Source organism: Mesorhizobium sp. USDA 4413 (assembly GCF_056280365.1).
Map to the genome: position 1 here is coordinate 2,131,365 of NZ_JBVPRP010000001.1, position 20,697 is coordinate 2,152,061.

The window sequence follows — 20,697 nt, forward strand, 5'->3', positions numbered from 1 at the left end:
GCCTCCTTCGAGGCGGGATTTTTTTAAACGCGGGCGGGTTAAGCCGGCCGTCAATCTTCACATGAGTTCGTAGCAATGGTCGGTCTTGAGCCTTGCTTTGAACCTGCCGCATTCTTCCAGCGTCCGACTTCTGCCCCATGAGAGGAGCGGCGCCATCGCGTTTGCGGCGGCGAGAACGGCATCGGCCGTCAGGCGGCCTGTCCAGCCGAGGCCGGTCCGGCTGAACAGCACGCCGGTCAGGTCCCGTGCGTGTTCGCGCTCGACGCAGAACCTGACGTCGTCGTCCGTGGCTGGATAGTCGTCCTGCAATCGGCGCCCGGTCCCGTGAAGTGCGATGTATCCGCCTTGGCGCGGCTTAGCCGGCCTCGACGGCCGAATTCTTGAACTTACCGCCCTGGCTAGGGCACGAGCCGTCGAGCGATGGTTCGCAATAATCCCCCAGCTCAGGGCCAGCATGTTCGGCAGCCCTTCCGCGGCAAGGTCATGCACCACGTTGAACGGCAGTCGTTTGCCCTTGGGATAGCGACGGTCGGCGGTTATCGGGCGCACGCCGGCCCAGGCCATCAGAACATCGCTTCGGGTTAGCGAAAGGCCGGGAGCGAACTTGCCCATCTCGGCCAGCAGGAAAGCGATGTCCTGCTCTTCAGGCCTGACATCGTCGAAGGCGCCGGCAAACCGGGTTTCCGTGGGGCCGATATAGTGGAGCTCGTTCCAGGGCAGGCAGCAGATCGGCTCGCCGATGCTGTTGGCTCCGGCTAGGCCTAGGCCGCGATACGGTTCCGGGAGCTTCACCAGCAGATAGACGCCTTTGACGGCGACGACCTTTTTGGAGACTGCCGTTTGCGGCTTTGCGCTGGCGATCACGTCGTCCACCCACACGCCGGCAAGATTGAGAACGATCCGCGCCGACACTTGCGTGTTCCGGCAGCTGTCACCGACCTCCGTCAGTCCGGCGTGCCAGAGCCCGTCCGATGCGCGCCACAGATCATCGACCCTTGCGAAAGAGGCAAGTGCAGCGCCGCTTCGCTCGGCGGCGAGTGCAGCATCGATCGCGATCCGCTCCGGCCAGCAAAACCGGAAATCCTGGAACGAGACTACCGACTGGAGCCCCTCGCGACCTGAAAGGCCCGCTACGAAAGGATTGGACCGGCTCTCAGCCGGGCTCCAGCGACGGTACTGGATGTTTGCGTCGCTGCCGCCGAATGCCTCGATCATTCCGGCGCCCAGATCGACCTGCCATCCCTTGTAGGGGCTATCGCGTAAGATCGGCACGAAAGTCGTCATGGGCTCAAGCCGGCGCGGCGGCTCGCGGCAGAACTCTTCGAAATCCCGGACGGCGCGCCTGGCCGACCGCAGACGCGTGACCAGCTCAAGCGGGTCCGTCAAATAGTCGAAGGCGGATCGCTTCGGCGCCAGCAGCTGCAGGCCGCAATGCAGGACGCGGCCGGAGCGAGCCGTTGTCGCCCCTCCGAGATCGCCACGGTCGACAAGAGCAACGCTGTACCCCTGGTTTGCGAGTTCTTCGGCAGCCGCGCAGCCGTTGATGCCGGCGCCGACGATCAACACGTCGAACAGCGATTTTCCGAGGTCAGGAAAGTCGCTGTCCTTCATCGCTCAGCCAAAGAGATCGGAAAGGTGAGGGTTGAGGAACAGATCGTCGGGATCCATTTCCTTTCTCACCTTCTGGAACCGCTCGAAGTCCGGATAGATACTTTCGATACGGTTGCGGTCGAGAAAGTGAAGCTTGCCCCAGTGCGGGCGGGCCGAGAACGGCTGCAGCGCCTCGTCGACGGCGCGCAGGAACGGGAAATAGTCCCGGCCTATCTCGCCCGAAACCGAGATCGATGTCGTGTCCCTGCCGCTCTGGGCGGACAGGAATGCATCGTCGGCCTTCTGCCAGCGGACCTGAAGCGGCGATATCTCGTCGGGGAAACGCTTCCACATCAGATCACGCATCCGCTCGACCACGGCGCGCGCGTCCTCCGCGCCGACCATGTATTCGAGCTCGTGAAACTCGGCATCCGTCGTGCCGTCGGGGTAGATGCGATAGGCCCGGTCCGTTCGCCGGTTCATCTCGCCGACAGGCACTTCCGGGTCATCGGCGGGAATTTCCCTGAGCAGCTTGACGAAGCAATGATCCGCCGGGACCTCGCCAAGCTTGTACATGTGCGAGGACCGGTCGGTCGGCATCCACCAGAACGAGAAATGGCGATACTCGGAAAGCAGGAAGTCCCACTGCCGCAATACCTCGGCCATCGGCAGGATGATGTTTTCCTCGCGCAGCCGATAGGCTGGCACGAGCTGCAGGCCGACCCTCAGAACCAGCCCCAGCAGCCCAAGCGAGACCTGCGCCGCGCGAAGCTTCTCGGGATCGGACTGATCGATGTCCACGACCTCGCCCCGGCCGTTGACGATCCTCAGGCCGGTGACCATCGACGACATCGAGCCGAAGGCTCTTCCCGATCCCTTGGTGCCCGTGGCGATGGCGCCCGAGATGGACTGGACGTCGACGTCACCCTGATTGGCGATCGAAAGTCCCTCGTCCCACAGTGGGGATCCCAGCGCGGCAATCTTCGATCCTGCAAGGACTTCGGCACGGCGGCTCGCCTGATCGACCGAGACCACGCCGCTGAGTTTCGAGAAGTCGAAGAGCACGCCATCCGTTCGCACGATCGGAGTGAACGAGTGCCCGCTACCCGCAACTCTCACCGATCGTTTCTGCCCAATGGCGGCCCGGATCTGCGAGACTGCTTCCGCCTCGTCCGCCGGCGTGACGGTTCTCGTTGGCTGGAAAGTCTGGTTGCCGCCCCAGTTGGACCATTGGTTCATTGCTGCCAAACTCAATCTCCTGTCATTTTCGGCCGCACGGGCCTTGACTGCTTTCGATGCGAGCGTCACTATATAAGCGGCTACCGGTTATCGATTACTCTTGCTGCGGCCAAAATGCAAGGATGACCCCAAGGGAATGCCAGTGACAGACCTATCAATCCGGTCCGCGGGACAGGACATCGAGAAAATGCCCGTCGTCCCCCTCAGGCACTACGGGCGTTGGCTGGCCGCCGCGTGCATTCTTGTTGTCCTGGCTGGGCTGGTGGTCTCGATGATCACCAACCCGCGCTTCAAATGGGAGATCGTGCTTCAGTATCTGCTGGACGATGCCATCATATCCGGCCTGCTGATGACGATCTGGCTGACCGTTGCCGCGATGGCGATCGGCATCGTGCTGGGCACTGCGATCGCGCTTATGCGGATATCCGAGAACCGGGTTCTGGCCAGTGTGGCTTCCGGCTATCTGTGGGTGTTTCGCGGCACGCCGCTCTTGGTCCAGCTCATCTTCTGGTTCAATCTCTCGGCGCTTTATCCGCAGATCACCATCGGCTTCCCCTTCGGTCCGAGCCTCGGCAGCTTCGACGCCAACCAGTACATCACCGTCTATGTCGCGGCACTCCTCGGACTTGGGTTGAACGAGGGCGCCTACATGTCCGAGATCGTGCGCTCGGGCCTGAACTCTGTCCCCGTCGGCCAGAGGGAGGCGGCAGAGGCGCTCGGCATGTCGAGCTTTCGCGTCATGTGGCGCATCATCCTGCCGCAGGCGATGCGCGTGATCATTCCGCCGACCGGCAACCAACTCATCGGCATGCTCAAGACGACGTCGCTGGTCAGTGTCATCGCGATGCAGGAACTGCTCTATTCAGCGCAGCTTATCTACACGGCGAACTTCCAGACCATTCCGCTGCTGATCGTGGCCTCGATCTGGTATCTGGTGCTGACGACGGTGCTGTCGATCGGGCAATATTTCCTCGAGCGGCATTTCGGCAGGAGCGACCGCAGGACCGCCGTCGCGCCCTCGGAAGACGCTGCGGATATTCCGGTCGAACATGCGAGGGTTGCCTGAGATGCCGGCGTCCAGTTATCCCTCCCGGCCTGCCCAGGGTTTCGCCGTCGTCGCGCGCGGGGTCGAGAAATCGTTTGGCAGCCTGCGTGTGCTGAAAGGTGTCGACCTGATCGTCGAGTACGGCAAGGTCGCCTGCATCCTGGGGCCTTCGGGGTCAGGCAAGAGCACGTTCCTGCGTTGCATGAACCATCTCGAGCGCATCGACAAAGGCCTGCTGCAGGTCGGAGGCCAACTGGTCGGCTATCGGCAGCATGCCGGGAAGCTCTATGAGATGAAGCAGAGCGAAGTGGCGCGCCAGCGCGCCGACATCGGGATGGTGTTTCAAAGCTTCAATCTCTTTCCGCACATGACGGTGCTGCAAAACATCATTGAAGCCCCGGTCGGGGTGAAGAGACTGGACAAGCAGCAAGCCATCGACGAGGCGATGGAATTGCTGGCAAAGGTCGGCCTCACCGCGAAGGCGGCTTCCTATCCCAGGACACTGTCGGGCGGTCAGCAGCAGCGCGTCGCGATCGCCAGGGCTCTGGCGATGAAACCGAAGCTGATGCTGTTCGACGAACCGACGAGTGCTCTCGACCCTGAACTTGTGGGCGAGGTCCTCAACGTGATGCGCGAGCTAGCCTCCGACGGGATGACCATGATCGTGGTCACCCACGAACTGGGTTTTGCGCGCGAGGTCGGCGACATGGTCGTCTTCATGGACGGCGGCGTGGTCGTCGAGCAGGGGAGCCCGTCGGAACTCTTCACCAACACCAAGAGCAACCGCGCCAAGGCCTTCCTGAGCAAGGTTCTGTGAGCGCCAAGTCAGATCGCCAGTGGAACGACAAATGAAAATCCTCCCAGACAATGTCCGAAGCCAAGCCTTCATCGACGGCAAGTTCGTGGATGCTGAGGGCGGGGCCGAGTTCGAAGACCTGAACCCAGCGACCGGCAAGCTGCTCGTTGAAGTGGCGGCGTGCTCGGCCAGCGACGTCGACGCGGCAGTCAAGGCCGCGCGCGCTGCCTTCAATGCGGGCGCCTGGAGCCGCATCGAGCCGCGCGAACGCAAGCGGGTCCTCCTAAAATTCGCGGAGCTGGTCGAAGCCAACGGACAGGAGATAGCCCTTCTCGATTCCATCGACGCGGGCAAGCCGATCGTCGACTGCGAGAACCTCGACGTTCCCGACGTCGTCAGCAACATCCGCTGGTATGCCGAGGCCATCGACAAGGTCTTCGGCAAGATCTCACCTACAGGAGAGGGCAATCTGGGGCTGATCGTTCGCGAGCCGGTCGGCGTGGTCGGCATGGTGCTGCCGTGGAATTTTCCGGCGGGGACGCTTTCCTGGAAGATCGCGCCGGCGCTTGCGGCCGGTAACTCGATCGTCGTCAAACCGGCGGAGCTTGCGCCGCTCTCAACGTTGCGAATTGCCGAATTAGCTTTCGATGCGGGCATTCCTGCGGGTGTGTTCAACGTCGTGCCCGGACTTGGCCATGTCGCCGGCAAGGCGCTCGGGCTCCATCCCGATGTCGATGTCATCTCCTTCACCGGCTCCACGGAAATCGGCCGGCAATTCCTGCGCTACTCCGCCGACAGCAATCTAAAGAAGGTCGTGCTGGAATGCGGCGGCAAGAGCCCCCAGATCGTCATGGCGGATGCGGCTCAAAATCTCGATCGGATCGCTGAGAACCTCGCAAATGCGGCGTTCTGGAACATGGGCCAGAACTGCACATGCGGTTCGCGCATCCTCGTCCAGTCGAGCATCAAGCAGGATTTCGTGGACAGCCTTGTCAAGGCCTCGAAGAACTGGGTCGTCGGCGAACCCACCGACCATACGACCAAGCTTGGACCGCTGATCGAAGCGTCTGCCCTGACGCGCGTGCTGGGCGCCATCGAGCAGGCGCGCAAGGATGGTGCGACGATTGCGTCGGGCGGCAAGCAGTTGTTCCAGGAAACAGGCGGATGGTTCGTTGAGCCGACCGTCGTCGACAACGTCCATCCCGATACCGCGCTCGCACGCGACGAGATCTTTGGACCAGTGGTGGCCGTCCTCCCTTTCGACACTGAAGAGGACGCGATCCGGATCGCGAACGCTTCCGCCTACGGCCTCGCGGCCACGGTTTTTTCCACCGATATCAATGTCGCGATCCGCGTCGCCCGCGCTGTGCAAGCGGGAACGGTGGCGGTCAACGGATATGGGGAAGGCGATATCACCACGCCGTTCGGCGGCTACAAGACGTCTGGTTTCGGCGGTTACGACAAGGGACTGGAAGCCTTCGATCAGTACACGCAACTGAAGACTATATGGCTCACCCTGGGTTAGCGGGGGGCACCGGTGGGCATGGACATGATGACGGAAGAGGTGACGCTGACACTTGGCGAAGCCAGCGATCTCAGCCTACATATCCTGCGCGATGCCGGTCTCGCCGGAAAACACGCAGAGGCGGTAGCGGCGGTCATCGTTGCCGGACAGCGTGACGAATGCCACTCTCACGGTCTCTATCGATTGATCGGCTGCGCGCATTCGCTCGCCACCGGCCGCGTGAACAAGGCGGCAAGACCGAAGATAAACGATACCGCACCGTCGATCGTAAAAGTCGATGCCGACTACGGCTTTTCGCCCTATGCCTATAACGAAGGCATCGCCTTGGCGCTGGCCAAGGCGCGCTCCCAGGGTCTCGCTGCTCTAGCAATCAACAGATGTTACCACTTCTCGGCGCTATGGGCCGAGGTCGAGCCATTGGCCGAGCAGGGCTTCGCGGCTCTGGCGTTGACGCCAAGCCACAGCTGGGTGGCGCCGGCCGGTGGCACCAGACCGCTTTTCGGCACCAATCCGATCGCCTTTGCCTGGCCGCGCGCCGACAATCACCCGTTCGTCTTCGATTTTGCCACCAGCGCGACGGCCCGCGGTGAAATCGAACTACGCAGAAGGGCCGGCAAGAGCATTGCGCCGGGGCTGGCGCTGGATCAAAGCGGCCGCCCGACCGTCGATCCGGCGGAAGCGCTGAGGGGTGCGATGCTGACCTTCGGCGGGCACAAAGGATCGGCCCTGTCGACCATGGTGGAGCTTCTGGCAGGTCCGCTCATCGACGACATGATCAGCCTGGAATCGAAGGCTTTCGACAACGAGCTCGGCGCCATGCCGTGCCACGGAGAGTTGATCCTCGTCTTGGACCCAAGCGTCTTCCTGGGGGAAGCGCTCGGCAAGAACCTCGCTCGCGCCGAGATGCTATTCGACGCCATCATTGGCCAGGACGCGAGATTGCCCTCGCAGCGCAGATACGAGGCTCGCCTCAACAGCCTTCGGGCCGGCGTGACCATTCCAAGGCCGCTCTACGAAGAACTCGTCGCACTCGTCAAAGCGCCCTCCGAAAAAGCCGGGGCGCCCGACCGGCGAGGCTGAGGCAAAGGGCGATTTCATGCGCATCTGCGCGACCAGATCCAGATTTGCGACGGAGGATTTTTCGAACGATCACAGCCAGGCCTGCATATCATCATGTGGCGTAGTCTGTTTCGAAGCAGGTCAGCGTTGGCGAGATCAGCCGATAGGAAGATCCGCGTAGCCATCAGTGAACGGCAACTTGGGTGCCCCGCTCGCCCCCTTAGCTCCTGTGCCCGACTGCTGAATCCACGCAAGGCTCCTGACGAACGAGAAGCGCTGACTCCATTCGCCCAGCGGCACGTCCAGCGACTGCCTGCTCGTCAATGAATGTGCATCACGAATCACACGCTCCGGCCCTTTGCTTTCGAGATCCCGCAATCAACCAGATCTCGACGTAGCCATCATCGGTGCCGGCCCGGCAGGTCTTCGCACGGCCTATCACCTGCGCGAGAGCGGACTTCGGGTGAAAGTGTTCGAGGCGCTGCCGCATGTTGGCGGGCGAACACGCACCGATCATGTCGCTGGTGAGGACATCAACATTGGGGGCCATGTTCGTTTATGTTGGTACTGAGAGCGAGGCGGTCTGCCGCGAGCTTGGGATTGAAACAATCCCGGTTAGCCCCGCCTCTTTCGGCGTCAGCATAGGCGGAGAAACCGTCGTCGCCCGTGATGACGAAGAGTAGGTCGCCGGACTTGAGCTCCCACCCCGGGCCGACGCCGACCTTTGCAGGGTTCTTGCGGATGTGCGCCGAGAATACGAAACCTATGCCGCCGGCGGTGGGCTTTCGGCGAGTTCCCAAGCGCTCGCGCAGGAAACACTCAGCAAGCACCTGGGACCACTTGATCCTATGGTTCAAAGCATAGTTCGCAACGCCGTGCGGGGCGGCAGCACGGCGGATCCAGACGTTCTTTCGGCGCAGTACGCGTTGCGGTATTTCGCGAGCTATCTCGTGCGCCCCAAAGGGCAACGCCTCAACATCCCGCAAGGCATGCAGCAGATATCCAAGGCGCTCAGCGACAGACTTGCCTGTGATGTGCTAGAGCTGAATGCCCCCGTCTGGCGCGTGTCACCGCCCGAGGAGGGATGCTACGGGCTGGAGGTCGAAATGCCTAGCAATGGGATAACGACATTCAGGGCGTCTCACGTCGTCTTCGCCATACCTGTCCCCGGCATAGCGGAACTGGCTCCCTGGTTTCCGGCATGGAAGTTGGATGCGATCGAGAAGGTCCAGACGAACCCCACTGTGACGCTGGCCATCGTGCTCGACAGCGCCAGCAAGGCGAATTGGGACGACATATTCCTCATCACCGCTGCGGATGCGCACTTCAATACCGTGCTGCAGACAAGGGCGAGCGCCGACCAGGTTCCGAGTCAAAGGGAACGCACACACTTCAACTGCTATCTGAGCGCCGATCCGGAGACGGCAGCGCCGGGCGACGACGCTGCGACAACATCTGCCTGGCTGGAAGCATTCTTCCGCATCCTTCCCGACGCGCGTGGGCGCGTCCTGGGGACACGCTTGGCGCGATGGCCGCGCTGCTTTGCCTATCCAGCCCCTGGAAGAGAAAAGGTCCTAGACCAGGTGCAGGCACCAGTGGATAGCGCCCATCTTGCTGGTGACTTCACGTCCGTAACCGCCGGCTCGCATGGCGCGCTGCAAGAGGATGGACGCGCGGCAAGAGAAATGCTGCAAGCCTCAGCTCGCTCATAGCAAATTTCGGCTTTCATTCAACGGCCGGGCAGGCGCCTCTGCGCTGCTCCGGCCGTTTGCTTTTCGAATGCTCAGCGATAGGCGGGGCCGCGATCCAGTGATCCCGCCTGGCCCGCTTAGCTTATTGACAACTGGTAACCGGTGATATATTACCTATCGAGGTAAAGGCTCGAGTTAGGTCAGAGGTCTATGAGTTTGCATGCCGAATTCACCAACATGATCCGTTCCCGCGAGCTCGTGACCGGCACCTGGATGCAGATCCCGCATACGATCGTCGCTGAGCTCCTGGCGCAGACCGGTTTCGATTTCATCCTGCTCGACGGAGAGCATGCGCCCGTTCCTCCGGACCTGCTCTACACGCTTCTGCCAGCGACCGAACGTTTCAACAAACCGGTGCTGTATCGCGTCCGGTATAACAGCCCGGACCTCATCAAGGCTGCATTGGATGCAGGCGCAACCGCCCTGATCGTCCCAATGGTGAATTCCGCAAAAGAGGCGGCTGAGGCGGTCTCGGCCGCCAAGTATCCGCCGTTCGGCAAGCGAGGGATCGGTGCGTGGCGAGCTTCCAACTACTACCTGGACGAAGCCGCCTATGTCGCGACCGCCAACGAAACCGCGCTCATCGTGCAGATTGAGAGCCGCGAGGCGTTAGAGGCAGTTGACGAGATCGCTGCGACGCCCGGCATAGATGCCATTTATATTGGGCCCGCCGACCTCTGCATGTCCCTTGGATTGCCGCTTGGCCAGCTCAGCGACGGTCTCAAGGAGGCCTGCCGCAAGGTCGCCGCCGCCGCCAACCGCAACGGCATCGCCGCTGGTATCGACGTCGCGTCCCTTGACTATGTTCGGACCTATCGCGCGCTGGGCTTCAGCCTTCTGACGCACGGCCTTGACACCGGCTACCTCATCGATGGCGGGAGGCAGCTCTCGGCACGTCTGCGCGAGGCTTCGCGGGCTTGAGCGATTTCGGGCAGCCGCTGGCCATGCCCGAAACATGACCTGTTTTCGGGTCCATGCAACTGCAACGACAAAAATGATTGGAGGAGAACTGGAATGAAAGAGAAGTCTATGGCGATTTCGCGCCGCGCTCTGCTTGTCTACGGTGGGAAGGTCGCAGCAGGCGCAGCGCTTCTATCGGGCACCGATTTCGGCGGCATCGCCCACGCCGCGTCGCGCTCGCTGACCATCGCGACGTCTGGAGGCTCGTTCGAGCAAGCGCTGAAGAAGGCGATGTTCGAACCTTACCAAAAGGCCAATCCGGATCTTGCATTGCAGCTCGATACCCCCGACGACGCCGCTCGCCTGAAGGCCATGGTGGAGGCCGGCAACGTCACGGTCGATCTGTCCAGCACTGGCGACTTCTTCGGGCTTGACGAGGACGGGCAATGGCTCGAGCCGATCGACTATTCCGTTGTCGATAAGACGATGCTGCTTCCGGGTTATGCGATGAAATATCGCGTTGGCAATGACATCGAGAACACTATTATTTGCTATCGCAAGGACAAATTCTCCAGCGCCGCGCCCGAAGGCTTCAAGGACTTCTTCGACACTACCAAGTTCCCAGGTAAGCGCGCTGTATGGAAATTCGTGGCCGGCGGCATCTTGGAGGCTGCACTGATCGCCGACGGCGTGGCTGTCAAAGATCTCTATCCAATCGATGTCGAACGTGCCCTCAAGAAGCTCGACAGCGTCAAGGCGGACCTGATCTGGTGGGATAGCGGCGCCCAGGCCCAGCAGCTCATCACCAGCGGCGAGGCCGCGATGGGTATCCTCTGGGGCTCGCGCGCTTTTCCGGCAATGGACAACGCGCCGGTCGGCGTGGTCTGGAAGGAATGGTTGAGCGGCGGCGGATGGTTCGTCGTTCCCAAGGGAGCCCCCAACAAGGCGGAAGCCTTCAAGGCGCTTGCCTTCTTCCTGTCCGAGAAGCCGCAGATAGCTCTGACAAAATACCTTCCCTACGGGCCGGTCAATGTCGCGGCGGCCAAGAACGTCGACGCCAAGTACAAGGGCAACCTGCCCACAGATCATCTCGATACCCGGGTCTCGATCGACTATAGCTGGTGGATCAAGAACCAGGCAGCCGTCGACACCCGATTCCAGGAATGGCTTCTGGGCTGAGTTCCTCCCAAGAATGCGCATCCAGCCGCAAATGGCTGGATGCGCATGAAGACAGTGGTCTGGCATGACCGTATTCGTATCAAACACCCCACTGCGCGATGCCGGAATCAATCGCCTGCGACCGAGGACGCCCGACGGCTGGTTCCTTCTGCTCTTGCCGACGCTGGCCTTTCTGTTCCTGGTATTCCTCTATCCGCTCCTCTATATAGTTGGCCGCAGCTTTCCTGACTATTCGCTGGCCAACTACGAGCGAATTTTCGCCACGACGCTCTATGCCCGCGTCATCGTCTCGACCTTCAAAACCGCACTTATCGTGACGGCGGCGTGTCTGGTGATGGGTTACGCCTATGCCTACGCCCTGGTACGCAGCCGGGGCGTGGCCCTCGCCATCCTTTCGATATCGCTTCTGTTGCCGTTCTGGGTGAGCGTCCTATTGCGCACATTCGCCTGGCTGGTGCTTCTGCAGGACACCGGGCTCGTCAACCAGATGCTCATCGGGCTTGGCTTGATCGACGCTCCGATCTCGCTCATCCGAAACCAGTTTGGCGTCGTCGTCGGCATGTCGAACATCCTGTTGCCCTATATGGTGCTGCCGCTTGTGGCGGTCATGCGCGGCATCGACCCCAATCTGATGCGCGCAGCCACGATCTCGGGCGCATCGCCGCTGCGCAGTTTCTTCAGAGTCTACCTGCCACTCACCTTGCCCGGAATATTGTCCGGCACGGTGCTGACCATGACGCTGTCGCTCGGCTTCTACATCACGCCGGCGGTGCTCGGCGGCTCGGGCAATGTCATGATCGCTCAGCTGATTGCCGATCAGATCAACCAGCAGGTGAACTTCGCCTTCAGCAGCGCGCTGGCCGTCGCGCTGATCATCTTCTCGTCGGTCGCCTTCGGGGCCTTCGCGCTGCTGCTTTCGGTGTCGAAGAAGAAAATCGCGGGGGCCTGAGATGGTGGCGAGAATCTCCGCCAAGCTGCCGAAAGCCCTGTTCGTGCTGTTGATAGCAGCGATCGTCGCCTTCCTTCTGTTTCCCGTCTTCGTGGTCATTCCGATCTCATTCAACGACATCAACGACCTGCGCTTCCCGCCGGTCGGCTTTTCGCTGCGCTGGTACGAAGCCTTCATGGCAGACCCGTTCTGGAGGGCAGCCTTCCTCACCAGCCTCCAAGTTGCCCTGATGACCGTCGTCGCGTCGGTCAGCCTGGGGACGGCCGCGGCGCTGGCGCTCTTCATGAGCGATCTCCGGCTCAAGCCCGCGCTTCGCCTATTCCTGCTCAGCCCTCTGGTGACGCCCGTGATCGTGCTTGCGATCGGCATCTTCATGGTGTTCTCACGCTGGAAGCTGGCAGGAACGATCACCGGGCTTGTGGTGGCGCACAGCGTGCTGGCGATCCCCCTCGTGATCGTGGCGGTCACGGCTGCGCTTCACACCATCCCGCCGAACCTTGCCATGGCAAGTGCGGGCCTCGGAGCAGGGCCGGTGCGGACCTTCTTCCGGATCACGCTTCCCTTACTTAAGCCAGGCGTCGTGGCCGGAGCGGTCTTCGCCTTCATCACCTCGTGGGACGAGGCCGTCATCTCGATTTTCCTGTCGTCGCCGAGCCACCGCACGCTGCCCGTGCTGATCTGGTCGGGCGTGCGCACCGGCCTCAGCCCGGTGATCGCGGCGGTCGGCAGCATCCTCATCATCATCACGGCCGTCGGCCTCGCGCTGGTCTATGCGCTGCGTCCGGCCGACGCCGATAACCGGCAATCGCTCTAGAGGAGATCATGACTTCAGCGTTGCAGCTCGAAGGGTTGGGCAAGTCGTTCGGACATTTCCGCGCCCTCCATGACATCTCGCTCGACCTGCAGCAGGGCGAGTTCCTGACCATGCTCGGGCCGTCCGGATCCGGCAAGACGACGACGTTGCAGCTGATCGCCGGGTTCCTGCAGCCGGATCGGGGCCGCCTGCTGATGAAGGGGCGCGACATCGCCGGCATCCCGGCGCACCGCCGCAATATCGGCATGGTCTTCCAGGACTATGCGCTGTTCCCGCATATGACGGCCCTCGACAATGTCGCCTTTCCGCTGGAATCGCGCGGCATCGGCAAGCTCGAGCGACGCCGCCGGGCCGAAGAGATGCTCGGCGTCGTTAACCTGGGCCATCTGCTCGACCGTTATCCGCGACAGCTGTCAGGTGGCCAGAAGCAGCGCGTAGCCCTGGCGCGCGCGCTTGTCTATGACCCGGAGGTCGTGCTTCTCGACGAGCCGCTCGGTGCGCTCGACAAGAAGCTGCGCACGTCCATGCAGCTTGAGATCCTGCGCATCACACGCCGCTTCGGCGCGACTGTCATATCGGTCACACATGACCAGGAAGAGGCGCTGGTCATGAGCGACCGGATCGCGCTCTTTTCGCAAGGGGCGCTAGCGCAGGTGGGCACACCAAAGGAGCTCTATGCCAAGCCGGCCAACGCATTTGTGGCGGATTTCGTGGGCGAGTCCAACTTGTTGCCAGCGGAGCTGACAAGAGCTGGCGGCGAGGCGGTGGTCAAGGGGGACGGGTGGCTGGCGAAGCTGCCCGTCGATCGCCTAGCGGTGGGCCTGGCCGACGGCCAAGTCACGCTCATGGTCCGGCCCGAATCTTTGCGCTTGTCGGCCGGCGATGCCAGCCCTGTCGCGCAGCGGCCCAACAGTATCGAGGCAACGGTCAAGCAGGTCGTCTATCTCGGCTCGGCGCTGCGCGTGCACGCCCAGTTGCCGAACGGTTCGATCATTCAAATTGCCGTGCCGGACGTCCGTTCCCTGAGTTTCGTGCCCGAAACGACTGTCCGGGCAAGTTGGGATGCGGACGATGTTGTCATCCTGCAGGCATAGCCGCCGGCTCGGCTTTCGCACGCAAACAAATGGAGAACCCAGATGGATGAGCTCAAAAGCGAGATATCTGCACGGCGGATGAGCCATCATATCGACGGACTTTCCGTCGGGTCGAGCAGTGGCAAAAACATCAAGCGGCACGCGCCGAGCGACGGCCAACTCCTGGCGACCTGGCCGGAAGGCACGGTCGAGGACGTGGACCGCGCGGTCGCCGCCGCCAGGGGCGCATTCAAGGACAAACGCTGGTCGGGCCTTACCGGCGCCCAGCGCAGCGAGGTATTGCGAGCCGTATCGGTGCGCCTGAAGACGGGGTTCGAGGACCTTGCGCTGATCGAGGCGCTTGAATCGGGCAAGATCCTGACCCAGGCCCGCGAGGAAATCCAATGGGCCGGCGATATCTGGGACTTCGCAGCCGGACAGGCGCGTTCGCTGCACGGTGACAGCCACACCAATCTCGGCAGCGACAAGATGGCACTGGTGTTGCGCGAGCCGGCCGGCGTGGTCGGCATGATCACGCCCTGGAACTATCCGCTCGTGGTGCTCAGCCAGAAACTGCCGTTCGCTCTGGCGGCAGGCTGCAGCGTCGTGGCAAAGCCGAGCGAGCTGACATCGGGAACGACGCTCCTATTGGCGAAAATCCTTGAAGAGGCCGGGCTGCCGAAAGGCGTGTTCAATGTCGTCACCGGTTATGGCGATCCAGTGGGCAAGCGCATCGCGCAGCATCCGGACGTGGACGTCGTCTCGTTCACCGGATCGACCGCGACGGGGAGTGCCATCATTGCGGCCGCTTCCGGAACGCTCAAGAAGACGATCGTCGAGCTCGGCGGCAAGAACCCCAACATCGTGTTCGCCGACGCCAATCTGGAAGCCGCTGTCGATGGCGCGGTGAAGGGCATCATTCACAACGCCGGCGCCGAATGCTGCAGCGGCAGCAGACTGCTCGTCCAGTCCTCGATCGCAGACAGCTTCGTCGCGATGCTGAAGGAAAAGATGGCTAGAGTTAAGGTCGGCGATCCGCTCAAGGCCGGCAACGGGTATGGGGCCATCATCAGCAAGACGCACTACGACAAGATCCTGCGCTATATCGACGAGGGTAAGCGTACCGCCACACTCGTTCTTGGCGGCTCGGCGATTGAAGCCTTGCCGGGCTACTACATCGAGCCGACGATCTTCAGCGGCGTAACGCCTGACCTCGCCATCGCCAGGGAGGAGATTTTCGGCCCGGTCATTTCGGTGCTCACCTTCGACACTATCGAGGAGGCGGCCCAACTCGCCAATGATACGCTCTACGGGCTTTCTTCTGGGATCTGGACAGGCAGCATCGATACGGCACTGTTCATGGCCCGAGAAATCCGCTCAGGTATTGTGTGGGTGAACACCTTCCTCGACGTGCCGTCGGAGGTACCGATCGGCGGTATGCGCCAGAGCGGATTCGGGCGCGAGAACGGACGCTATGCGGCCGAGGAATTTTGTGTCCTCAAGACCGTCATCATCCAGGATTCGCGCAGCTATCCGCGTTATCTGCCAAGCACCTAGACCTGGGAAGCAACAATGCGCACCAAAACCAGCATCCGCGTCGTCGGCTGCCATGCCGAGGGGGAGATCGGCGACGTCATCGTGGGCGGCGTGCTGCCGCCCGCGGGCCGCACGATGATGGAAAAGATGATTACGATGGAGCGCGATCACGACCAGATCAGGCGCATGCTGATCTGCGAGCCGCGCGGCAGCGTTGCCCGTCATGTCAATCTCCTGGTGCCCTCGACGCGCGAGGATTGCGCCGCGGGCGCCATCATCATGGAGCCGACCGAATACCCGCCGATGTCCGGCTCCAACACGATCTGCATCGCCACGGTGCTGCTCGAGACCGGCATGGTGCCGATGCAGGAGCCCGAGACGCGCTTCAAGCTGGACATGCCCGGCGGCGTCATCGAGGTCAGCGCCGAATGCCGCGACGGCAAATGTCTGTCGATCACCTTCCGCAACGCGCCAGCCTTCGCCGAGCGCCTCGATGCCAATATCGAAGTCGAGGGGTTGGGAACGCTGAAGGTGGATATCGCTTATGGCGGCATGTTCTACGCCATCGTCGATGCCAAGGCGCTCGGCTTCTCAGTTGTTCCCGACGAGGCGCGCGAGCTGGCCGTTGCCGGCGAGAAGGTCCGCCGCGCAGCGCGCGAGCAGCTCGATGTCGTGCATCCGCAGTTCGACAATGTGCGCGGCGTGTCCATCGTCCAGTTCGCCATGCCGTTCCAGGGACCGGGCAAGGTCACGCGCAACACCTGCATCGTCTCGCCCGGGCGCTCGGACCGCAGCCCGACGGGAACCGGCACTTCGGCGCGCATGGCGGTGCTGCAGGCGCGGGGCCAGATGAAGGAAGGCGAGGTGCTGATCCATGAATCCATCATCGGCTCGCGCTTCACCGGCAAGATCCTCGAGCTCACCGAAGTCGCCGGGCGCAAGGCGATCGTGCCGCGGATAACGGGCAGGGCCTGGATCACGGGCGAGCACAATTATTATCTCGATCCGACGGACCCGTATCCGCAAGGCTACGTGCTGTCGGACACCTGGGGCACCTCGACGTCGGTGACGCAATAGCGAGATCGCGGAAGCTGGCCTGCTGATCAGTCGCATCGATTTGTCAAGGGGTTGCAACATGCCGCTCGTCAAGGTCGATCTCTACCCCGGCCGCTCGACAAGTCAGAAGCGCGAAGTCGCGGAAGGGATCACGCGGGTCTTCGTCGAGAAGCTCGGTTCCGCATCCAGGATGTGATCGTGATTTTCAACGGCACGCCGCACTTGATTGGTTCACTGCCGGCCAGCCGATGTTCCGCTGGCGAGCAGATAGCCGAGGGTGGCGTGAAGGCGACCGCGCCGTCGGCCGGCAATGCCAAATCAAGTGGCGGCGCTCGAGCTTCCTCCCAATCGGGCAAGTACTTCGGCCGTAGTGCTAATTGATCCGCTCCACGATGAAGGCTCGATGCGGCTCCAGCGCCCGTTTGCGGTGCCACCCATCTTGCCAGGCGCAATCGAGCCAGTCGCCCGGTGACGCTGCAACAACTTCACCGCCGCCGAAACCGAAATGCCGAACCGCTTGGCAGCCGACCGGCGGCTCTCACCACTCAAAACCGCCGCCACAACCCGTTCGCGAAGATCGTCCGAAAGAGGTCGCATCATCAGATGCTGGCCTCCATTGCAGGCGGTTCGATCCCGATGTCCTGGCGCCCTGGTCCCGTCGGACCGCTCGCATTGATCATATCGTCCATCATCTCGCGCTGGCTCTGGGCGGCCGGCCGGCGCGCAGGCTGATGCTACCCCTCAGCAACGACACCTTGCTGCGCTTGGTCAGGCGGCGCGGCACCCCCGGCTTCGTCCCGCCAGCCGTGGTGGGGATCGACGATTGGACGTGGCGGCGCAACCAGCGCTATGGCACGATCATCTGCGATCTGGAGCGGCGACGCCCACCGACCGGAGTTCATGACGGATCCGCCCGAAAGTCACTCGAGTTGTTGCCCCCACGAATCCCGCTTGACAGCAAAATATCTAACGAGTTAAACATTTATCGAGATGCGGCGGAGCTAGAGAAGCTTCGCGATGCTGCAAGAGCCGGCAGAGTGGCTCGCCATCCGCTTCAGGCTCGTTGGATAGATTGGAGGAACTGTGCCGGTACCCGCGCCGAATCTCTACCCGCACTTTAATATCGTGAGGGTCAGTCACGCCACGTTGGTCGTCGGCGATTTGCAGCGTTCGCGCGCCTTCTATGCCGACGTGCTGGGCTTGCAGGTTACCGATGAAGCAGGTGACGTGCTTTATCTGCGCGCTATGGAGGAGCGTGGCCATCACTCCTTGGTGTTGCGGCAGGGCGCTTCGCCTGCCGTAGGCGCGCTTGGTTTCAAGCTCTTCGACGACCAGGATCTCGAGAAGGCGGCGGCTTTCTTCCGCGGTCGCGGACGGCCCGTCGAGTGGATCGACCGAGCTCACCAATCTCCCACGCTTCGCACATCTTCACCCCAAGGAATACCGCTGGAATTCCATGCCCGCATGGACCGGCTGCCGCCCATCCACCAGCAGTACGGTCTCTACCGCGGTGTACGCCCGCTGAGGATCGATCACTTCAACTGCCTCTCACCCGACGTGGACGAGGCGGTCGCCTTCTTCGGCGAGATCGGCTTCCGGGTTACGGAATATACCGAGGATGATGCGACGAAACGGGTCGTAGCGGCTTGGATGCATCGCAAGGGGACCTCGCACGACATCGCATTCATGAATGGCGTCGGCCCGAAGCTCCATCACCTCGCGTTCTGGGTGCCGGGTCCCCTCAGCATTATCGACCTCCTGGACCAAATGGCGACCACAGGTTACGTGGCTAACATCGAGCGCGGCCCCGGACGCCACGGCATTTCCAACGCGTTCTTCCTTTATGTGCGTGATCCGGACGGTCACCGAATCGAGCTCTATTGCTCCGACTACCAGACCGTAGACCCGGATCTGGAGCCCATTCGCTGGTCGCTCGACGATCCTCAGCGCAAGACGCTCTGGGGTACCCCCTCGCCGCCCTCCTTTTACGAGGAGGCCACGGAATTCGAATGTGCAATGCAAAGTGCGCCGGAGCTCGAGACGCCATCCTAATCACGTCATGATCACGGTGCGCTGAACGGAAGGCCGTGGCGCGTTTTCGCCACGCCTCCGGACAAGTCCCGCCTGACCATTCTCGTTGAGATGGAGAGGGACGCAAGTATTCCTGCCGGCGAACGGCGGCGGGAACCATCGATGGCGTGCTGCAAGCGCGCCGACGACACATCTCGCACCGCATATCGAGCCAATGGATCGGAGTGAACACATGACACCAACGCAAAATCCGGCGATCGGACGGACGATTAGAGCTGGGAGCGTCACGACCAACTACCATGACATGGGTGAGGGCGTGCCTGTCCTGATGCTGCATGGATCCGGCGTGGGCGTATCTGCTTACGCCAATTGGAACGATACTTTGCCGTATTTTGCGCGCTCCTTTCGGGCTGTCGCCATGGATGTGGCTGGTTTCGGCTATAGCGATGCCGCCGAGGACGCGACATACGGCCTCGACCTTTGGGTGCGTCACGTCGTGGACTTCTTGGACGTGATGGGCTTTGACAAGGTACATCTGCTCGGGAATTCATTCGGCGGGGCGCTCGCACTTGCAGTGACGATAAGGCACCCCGATCGTGTCCGCCGCGCGGCGTTGATGGGGTCGGTTGGCCTGCGTTTCGAGATGCCGAAGAGTTTCAATGCCGGCGTCGGCTTTGGCGGTAAGCGCGACCAAATGCGAAGCCTGCTCGAGAATTTTACGGTGGAGCCTAGCTCGATCACCGAGGAGATGATCGACCTGCGGTACAATACTTCCATCCGCCCGGGATATGACGAAGTGTTCAAGAAGCTATTTCCGGGGCCGCGAGAGCAAAAGATGAACGCTCTCCTGAGCTCCGAAGACGACATAGCCCGCATTCGTAATGATGTGCTGGTTCTTCACGGTCGCGAGGACCGAGTTATCCCGGTAGAGACCAGCGTGCGCCTGTCATCGCTCATCCCGCGCTCGGAACTGCATGTCTTCAGCAACTGCGGACACTGGAGCCATCGCGACAAGGCCGAGCGTTTCAACGGCGTTGTGTCGGAATTTTTCAATGCTCCCGGAGCAAACGCATAGCAAAGCAGCGCCAGTGGACCGGCGCGCGGGACGCGACGAGGCCTTGGACCGACGCTCAGCCCGGGTGCCGGCGACCTCTGCTCGCAAGCGTCTCATCTCTGTCCGGAGACCGGCGCGGCAAAGCGCCGGAGCAGAACACAAAGCCGAGAGCGCTGCCCGGGAACGTTGGGGTTTACTTTCGAGAACCTTAGAAGTGAAGAGGTGCCACAATGGCTGATCAAGGCGGAGAACTAGCGGGTCAGATCTCCCTGGTAACAGGGGCAGGCAGTGGAATCGGTCTGGGGATTGCGGGCGTGCTCGCCCGCCACGGCTCGGTTGTGGTTTGTCTCGATATCAAAGCGGCTGCCGCTGAAGACGCGGCAAAGCAGATCGAAGCATCTGGTGCGCGGGCGTTTTCTCGTCAGCACGACGTTCGCGACTGGGAGGGGGCGAAGGTACTGGCCAACGAAGTTGAGGAAAGCATCGGGCCCATCGGCATCCTGGTGAACAACGCTGGCGTCTATCACGCCGCCAGCCTTGAGAACTTGTCACAGGAAGCTCACGAGCGATTGTATGCCGTCAATGTGGGTGGCGTCTTTGGCATGTGCCGCGCCGTCATTCCCGGCATGAAACGGCGGCGAGAGGGCAAGATCGTGAACATCTCGTCGGTCGCCGGCCGTGATCCGCTCGCTTTGAGCCCCAGCTACGGCTCCTCCAAATCCGCGGTGCTTGGGCTCACCAAGTCCCTCGCCAAAGATCTCGCTGGCTACAATATCAACGTGAATGCGGTTTTGCCGGGGTTTGTCTGGTCGGAATTGACGCAGCAGTCGTGCGTTGAGATGGCGGCTATCACCGGCAAGACGGCGGAAGAAGTTTGGCAAAGCCGCGTAGCCGCCGTGCCTTTAAAGAGGGCGCAGGATCCCGAGGATATCGGCGAAGCCGTCGCGTTTTTAGCCAGCGCTCGCGCGCGCAACATCACGGGACAGGGTCTTAGCGTGTGCGGCGGGGCACAAATGCACGGATGAAAATTTGTCGAAATGGGGAGGGCGTGGCGATCAGCCCATGCCACCCCGCCGCTAGCTGTTTTGCCTTGCGCACAT

General features: G+C 61.9%; 20 protein-coding genes and 2 pseudogenes. 19 read left to right on the plus strand and 3 right to left on the minus strand.

Going from position 1 to position 20,697, the window contains the following annotated elements; translation table 11 throughout:
- Positions 1-57 precede the first annotated feature (57 nt).
- Together ACVMIM_RS10460 and ACVMIM_RS10465 are read right to left on the minus strand one after the other, a co-directional pair.
- Complete coding sequence (locus ACVMIM_RS10460; RefSeq protein WP_040985566.1) at positions 58-1,611, minus strand: FAD-dependent oxidoreductase; 1,554 nt, start codon at positions 1,609-1,611, stop codon at positions 58-60.
- A 3-nt stretch (positions 1,612-1,614) separates the two neighbouring features.
- A complete protein-coding gene (locus tag ACVMIM_RS10465; protein ID WP_040985564.1) occupies positions 1,615-2,829 on the minus strand; it encodes a D-arabinono-1,4-lactone oxidase in 1,215 nt (404 codons plus the stop codon).
- 187 nt (positions 2,830-3,016) lie between these two features.
- On the opposite strand from ACVMIM_RS10465, the gene ACVMIM_RS10470 reads away from it, so the two are divergent.
- The 15 genes from ACVMIM_RS10470 (at position 3,017) to ACVMIM_RS10540 (ending at position 16,708) form a co-directional block, all read left to right on the plus strand.
- On the plus strand, positions 3,017-3,895 hold the full coding sequence (locus tag ACVMIM_RS10470; RefSeq protein WP_476111873.1) for an amino acid ABC transporter permease: 879 nt from the start codon (positions 3,017-3,019) through the stop codon (positions 3,893-3,895).
- Position 3,896: 1 nt separating this feature from the next.
- Positions 3,897-4,691 (plus strand): amino acid ABC transporter ATP-binding protein, encoded by a 795-nt coding sequence (locus ACVMIM_RS10475; RefSeq protein ID WP_052457909.1) that lies wholly within the window; start codon positions 3,897-3,899, stop codon positions 4,689-4,691.
- 31 nt (positions 4,692-4,722) lie between these two features.
- On the plus strand, positions 4,723-6,195 hold the full coding sequence (locus tag ACVMIM_RS10480) for an aldehyde dehydrogenase (RefSeq protein ID WP_040985560.1): 1,473 nt from the start codon (positions 4,723-4,725) through the stop codon (positions 6,193-6,195).
- Positions 6,196-6,222: 27 nt separating this feature from the next.
- Positions 6,223-7,275 carry an Ldh family oxidoreductase gene (locus tag ACVMIM_RS10485; protein WP_476117169.1) on the plus strand — a complete coding sequence of 351 codons (1,053 nt, stop codon included), beginning with the start codon at positions 6,223-6,225 and terminating at the stop codon, positions 7,273-7,275.
- Positions 7,276-7,612: 337 nt separating this feature from the next.
- On the plus strand, positions 7,613-7,825 hold the full coding sequence (locus ACVMIM_RS10490) for an FAD-dependent oxidoreductase (protein ID WP_082037202.1): 213 nt from the start codon (positions 7,613-7,615) through the stop codon (positions 7,823-7,825).
- Positions 7,743-7,937: a hypothetical protein gene (locus ACVMIM_RS10495; protein WP_040985558.1), complete on the plus strand. Its 195-nt coding sequence runs from the start codon at positions 7,743-7,745 to the stop codon at positions 7,935-7,937. Before ACVMIM_RS10490 ends, ACVMIM_RS10495 begins: the two co-directional genes overlap by 83 nt.
- A 60-nt stretch (positions 7,938-7,997) precedes the next feature.
- A complete protein-coding gene (locus tag ACVMIM_RS10500; RefSeq protein WP_476111876.1) occupies positions 7,998-8,966 on the plus strand; it encodes an FAD-dependent oxidoreductase in 969 nt (322 codons plus the stop codon).
- Positions 8,967-9,155: 189 nt separating this feature from the next.
- Positions 9,156-9,926: an HpcH/HpaI aldolase family protein gene (locus ACVMIM_RS10505; RefSeq protein WP_052458701.1), complete on the plus strand. Its 771-nt coding sequence runs from the start codon at positions 9,156-9,158 to the stop codon at positions 9,924-9,926.
- A gap of 93 nt (positions 9,927-10,019) precedes the next feature.
- Positions 10,020-11,084, plus strand: coding sequence for an extracellular solute-binding protein (locus tag ACVMIM_RS10510; RefSeq protein WP_082037201.1), 1,065 nt, complete (start codon positions 10,020-10,022; stop codon positions 11,082-11,084).
- Between the two features lie 64 nt (positions 11,085-11,148).
- Positions 11,149-12,033, plus strand: a complete 885-nt coding sequence (locus ACVMIM_RS10515) for an ABC transporter permease (protein WP_476111879.1) — start codon at positions 11,149-11,151, stop codon at positions 12,031-12,033.
- Between the two features lies 1 nt (position 12,034).
- Positions 12,035-12,847 carry an ABC transporter permease gene (locus ACVMIM_RS10520; protein ID WP_040985552.1) on the plus strand — a complete coding sequence of 271 codons (813 nt, stop codon included), beginning with the start codon at positions 12,035-12,037 and terminating at the stop codon, positions 12,845-12,847.
- A gap of 20 nt (positions 12,848-12,867) precedes the next feature.
- Complete coding sequence (locus ACVMIM_RS10525; protein WP_476111881.1) at positions 12,868-13,941, plus strand: ABC transporter ATP-binding protein; 1,074 nt, start codon at positions 12,868-12,870, stop codon at positions 13,939-13,941.
- A 42-nt stretch (positions 13,942-13,983) separates the two neighbouring features.
- Positions 13,984-15,477: an aldehyde dehydrogenase family protein gene (locus tag ACVMIM_RS10530; protein ID WP_082037199.1), complete on the plus strand. Its 1,494-nt coding sequence runs from the start codon at positions 13,984-13,986 to the stop codon at positions 15,475-15,477.
- A 15-nt stretch (positions 15,478-15,492) separates the two neighbouring features.
- Entirely contained in the window at positions 15,493-16,533 is a 1,041-nt protein-coding gene (locus ACVMIM_RS10535) for a proline racemase family protein (protein ID WP_040985547.1), read from the plus strand.
- A gap of 58 nt (positions 16,534-16,591) precedes the next feature.
- A complete protein-coding gene (locus tag ACVMIM_RS10540; protein ID WP_082037198.1) occupies positions 16,592-16,708 on the plus strand; it encodes a tautomerase family protein in 117 nt (38 codons plus the stop codon).
- A 183-nt stretch (positions 16,709-16,891) separates the two neighbouring features.
- Here ACVMIM_RS10540 and ACVMIM_RS10545 read toward each other — a convergent pair.
- A pseudogene (locus ACVMIM_RS10545) lies at positions 16,892-17,112 on the minus strand (helix-turn-helix domain-containing protein); the annotation flags it as partial.
- A 23-nt stretch (positions 17,113-17,135) separates the two neighbouring features.
- On the opposite strand from ACVMIM_RS10545, the pseudogene ACVMIM_RS10550 reads away from it, so the two are divergent.
- From ACVMIM_RS10550 to ACVMIM_RS10565, 4 genes and pseudogenes are all read left to right on the plus strand, one after another.
- Positions 17,136-17,396: pseudogene (locus ACVMIM_RS10550) on the plus strand (ISL3 family transposase); the annotation flags it as partial.
- A gap of 199 nt (positions 17,397-17,595) precedes the next feature.
- Complete coding sequence (gene hpaD, locus ACVMIM_RS10555) at positions 17,596-18,564, plus strand: 3,4-dihydroxyphenylacetate 2,3-dioxygenase (protein ID WP_040985545.1); 969 nt, start codon at positions 17,596-17,598, stop codon at positions 18,562-18,564.
- A gap of 211 nt (positions 18,565-18,775) precedes the next feature.
- Positions 18,776-19,618 carry an alpha/beta fold hydrolase gene (locus ACVMIM_RS10560; RefSeq protein ID WP_040985543.1) on the plus strand — a complete coding sequence of 281 codons (843 nt, stop codon included), beginning with the start codon at positions 18,776-18,778 and terminating at the stop codon, positions 19,616-19,618.
- Between the two features lie 209 nt (positions 19,619-19,827).
- Positions 19,828-20,622, plus strand: a complete 795-nt coding sequence (locus tag ACVMIM_RS10565) for an SDR family NAD(P)-dependent oxidoreductase (RefSeq protein WP_040985541.1) — start codon at positions 19,828-19,830, stop codon at positions 20,620-20,622.
- Positions 20,623-20,697 lie beyond the last annotated feature (75 nt).

Excerpts from the sequence above, each read along its gene's own strand:
- ACVMIM_RS10460 (WP_040985566.1), bottom strand. The coding sequence starts at position 1,611 with ATGAAGGACAGCGACTTTCCTGACCTCGGAAAATCGCTGTTCGACGTG.
- ACVMIM_RS10535 (WP_040985547.1), top strand. The coding sequence starts at position 15,493 with ATGCGCACCAAAACCAGCATCCGCGTCGTCGGCTGCCATGCCGAGGGG.
- ACVMIM_RS10515 (WP_476111879.1), top strand. The coding sequence starts at position 11,149 with ATGACCGTATTCGTATCAAACACCCCACTGCGCGATGCCGGAATCAAT.
- ACVMIM_RS10475 (WP_052457909.1), top strand. The coding sequence starts at position 3,897 with ATGCCGGCGTCCAGTTATCCCTCCCGGCCTGCCCAGGGTTTCGCCGTC.
- ACVMIM_RS10465 (WP_040985564.1), bottom strand. The coding sequence starts at position 2,829 with ATGAACCAATGGTCCAACTGGGGCGGCAACCAGACTTTCCAGCCAACG.
- ACVMIM_RS10530 (WP_082037199.1), top strand. The coding sequence starts at position 13,984 with ATGGATGAGCTCAAAAGCGAGATATCTGCACGGCGGATGAGCCATCAT.
- ACVMIM_RS10560 (WP_040985543.1), top strand. The coding sequence starts at position 18,776 with ATGACACCAACGCAAAATCCGGCGATCGGACGGACGATTAGAGCTGGG.
- ACVMIM_RS10565 (WP_040985541.1), top strand. The coding sequence starts at position 19,828 with ATGGCTGATCAAGGCGGAGAACTAGCGGGTCAGATCTCCCTGGTAACA.
- ACVMIM_RS10485 (WP_476117169.1), top strand. The coding sequence starts at position 6,223 with ATGACGGAAGAGGTGACGCTGACACTTGGCGAAGCCAGCGATCTCAGC.
- ACVMIM_RS10520 (WP_040985552.1), top strand. The coding sequence starts at position 12,035 with ATGGTGGCGAGAATCTCCGCCAAGCTGCCGAAAGCCCTGTTCGTGCTG.
- ACVMIM_RS10470 (WP_476111873.1), top strand. The coding sequence starts at position 3,017 with ATGCCCGTCGTCCCCCTCAGGCACTACGGGCGTTGGCTGGCCGCCGCG.
- ACVMIM_RS10540 (WP_082037198.1), top strand. The coding sequence starts at position 16,592 with ATGCCGCTCGTCAAGGTCGATCTCTACCCCGGCCGCTCGACAAGTCAG.
- ACVMIM_RS10505 (WP_052458701.1), top strand. The coding sequence starts at position 9,156 with ATGAGTTTGCATGCCGAATTCACCAACATGATCCGTTCCCGCGAGCTC.
- ACVMIM_RS10510 (WP_082037201.1), top strand. The coding sequence starts at position 10,020 with ATGAAAGAGAAGTCTATGGCGATTTCGCGCCGCGCTCTGCTTGTCTAC.
- ACVMIM_RS10480 (WP_040985560.1), top strand. The coding sequence starts at position 4,723 with ATGAAAATCCTCCCAGACAATGTCCGAAGCCAAGCCTTCATCGACGGC.
- ACVMIM_RS10495 (WP_040985558.1), top strand. The coding sequence starts at position 7,743 with ATGTTGGCGGGCGAACACGCACCGATCATGTCGCTGGTGAGGACATCA.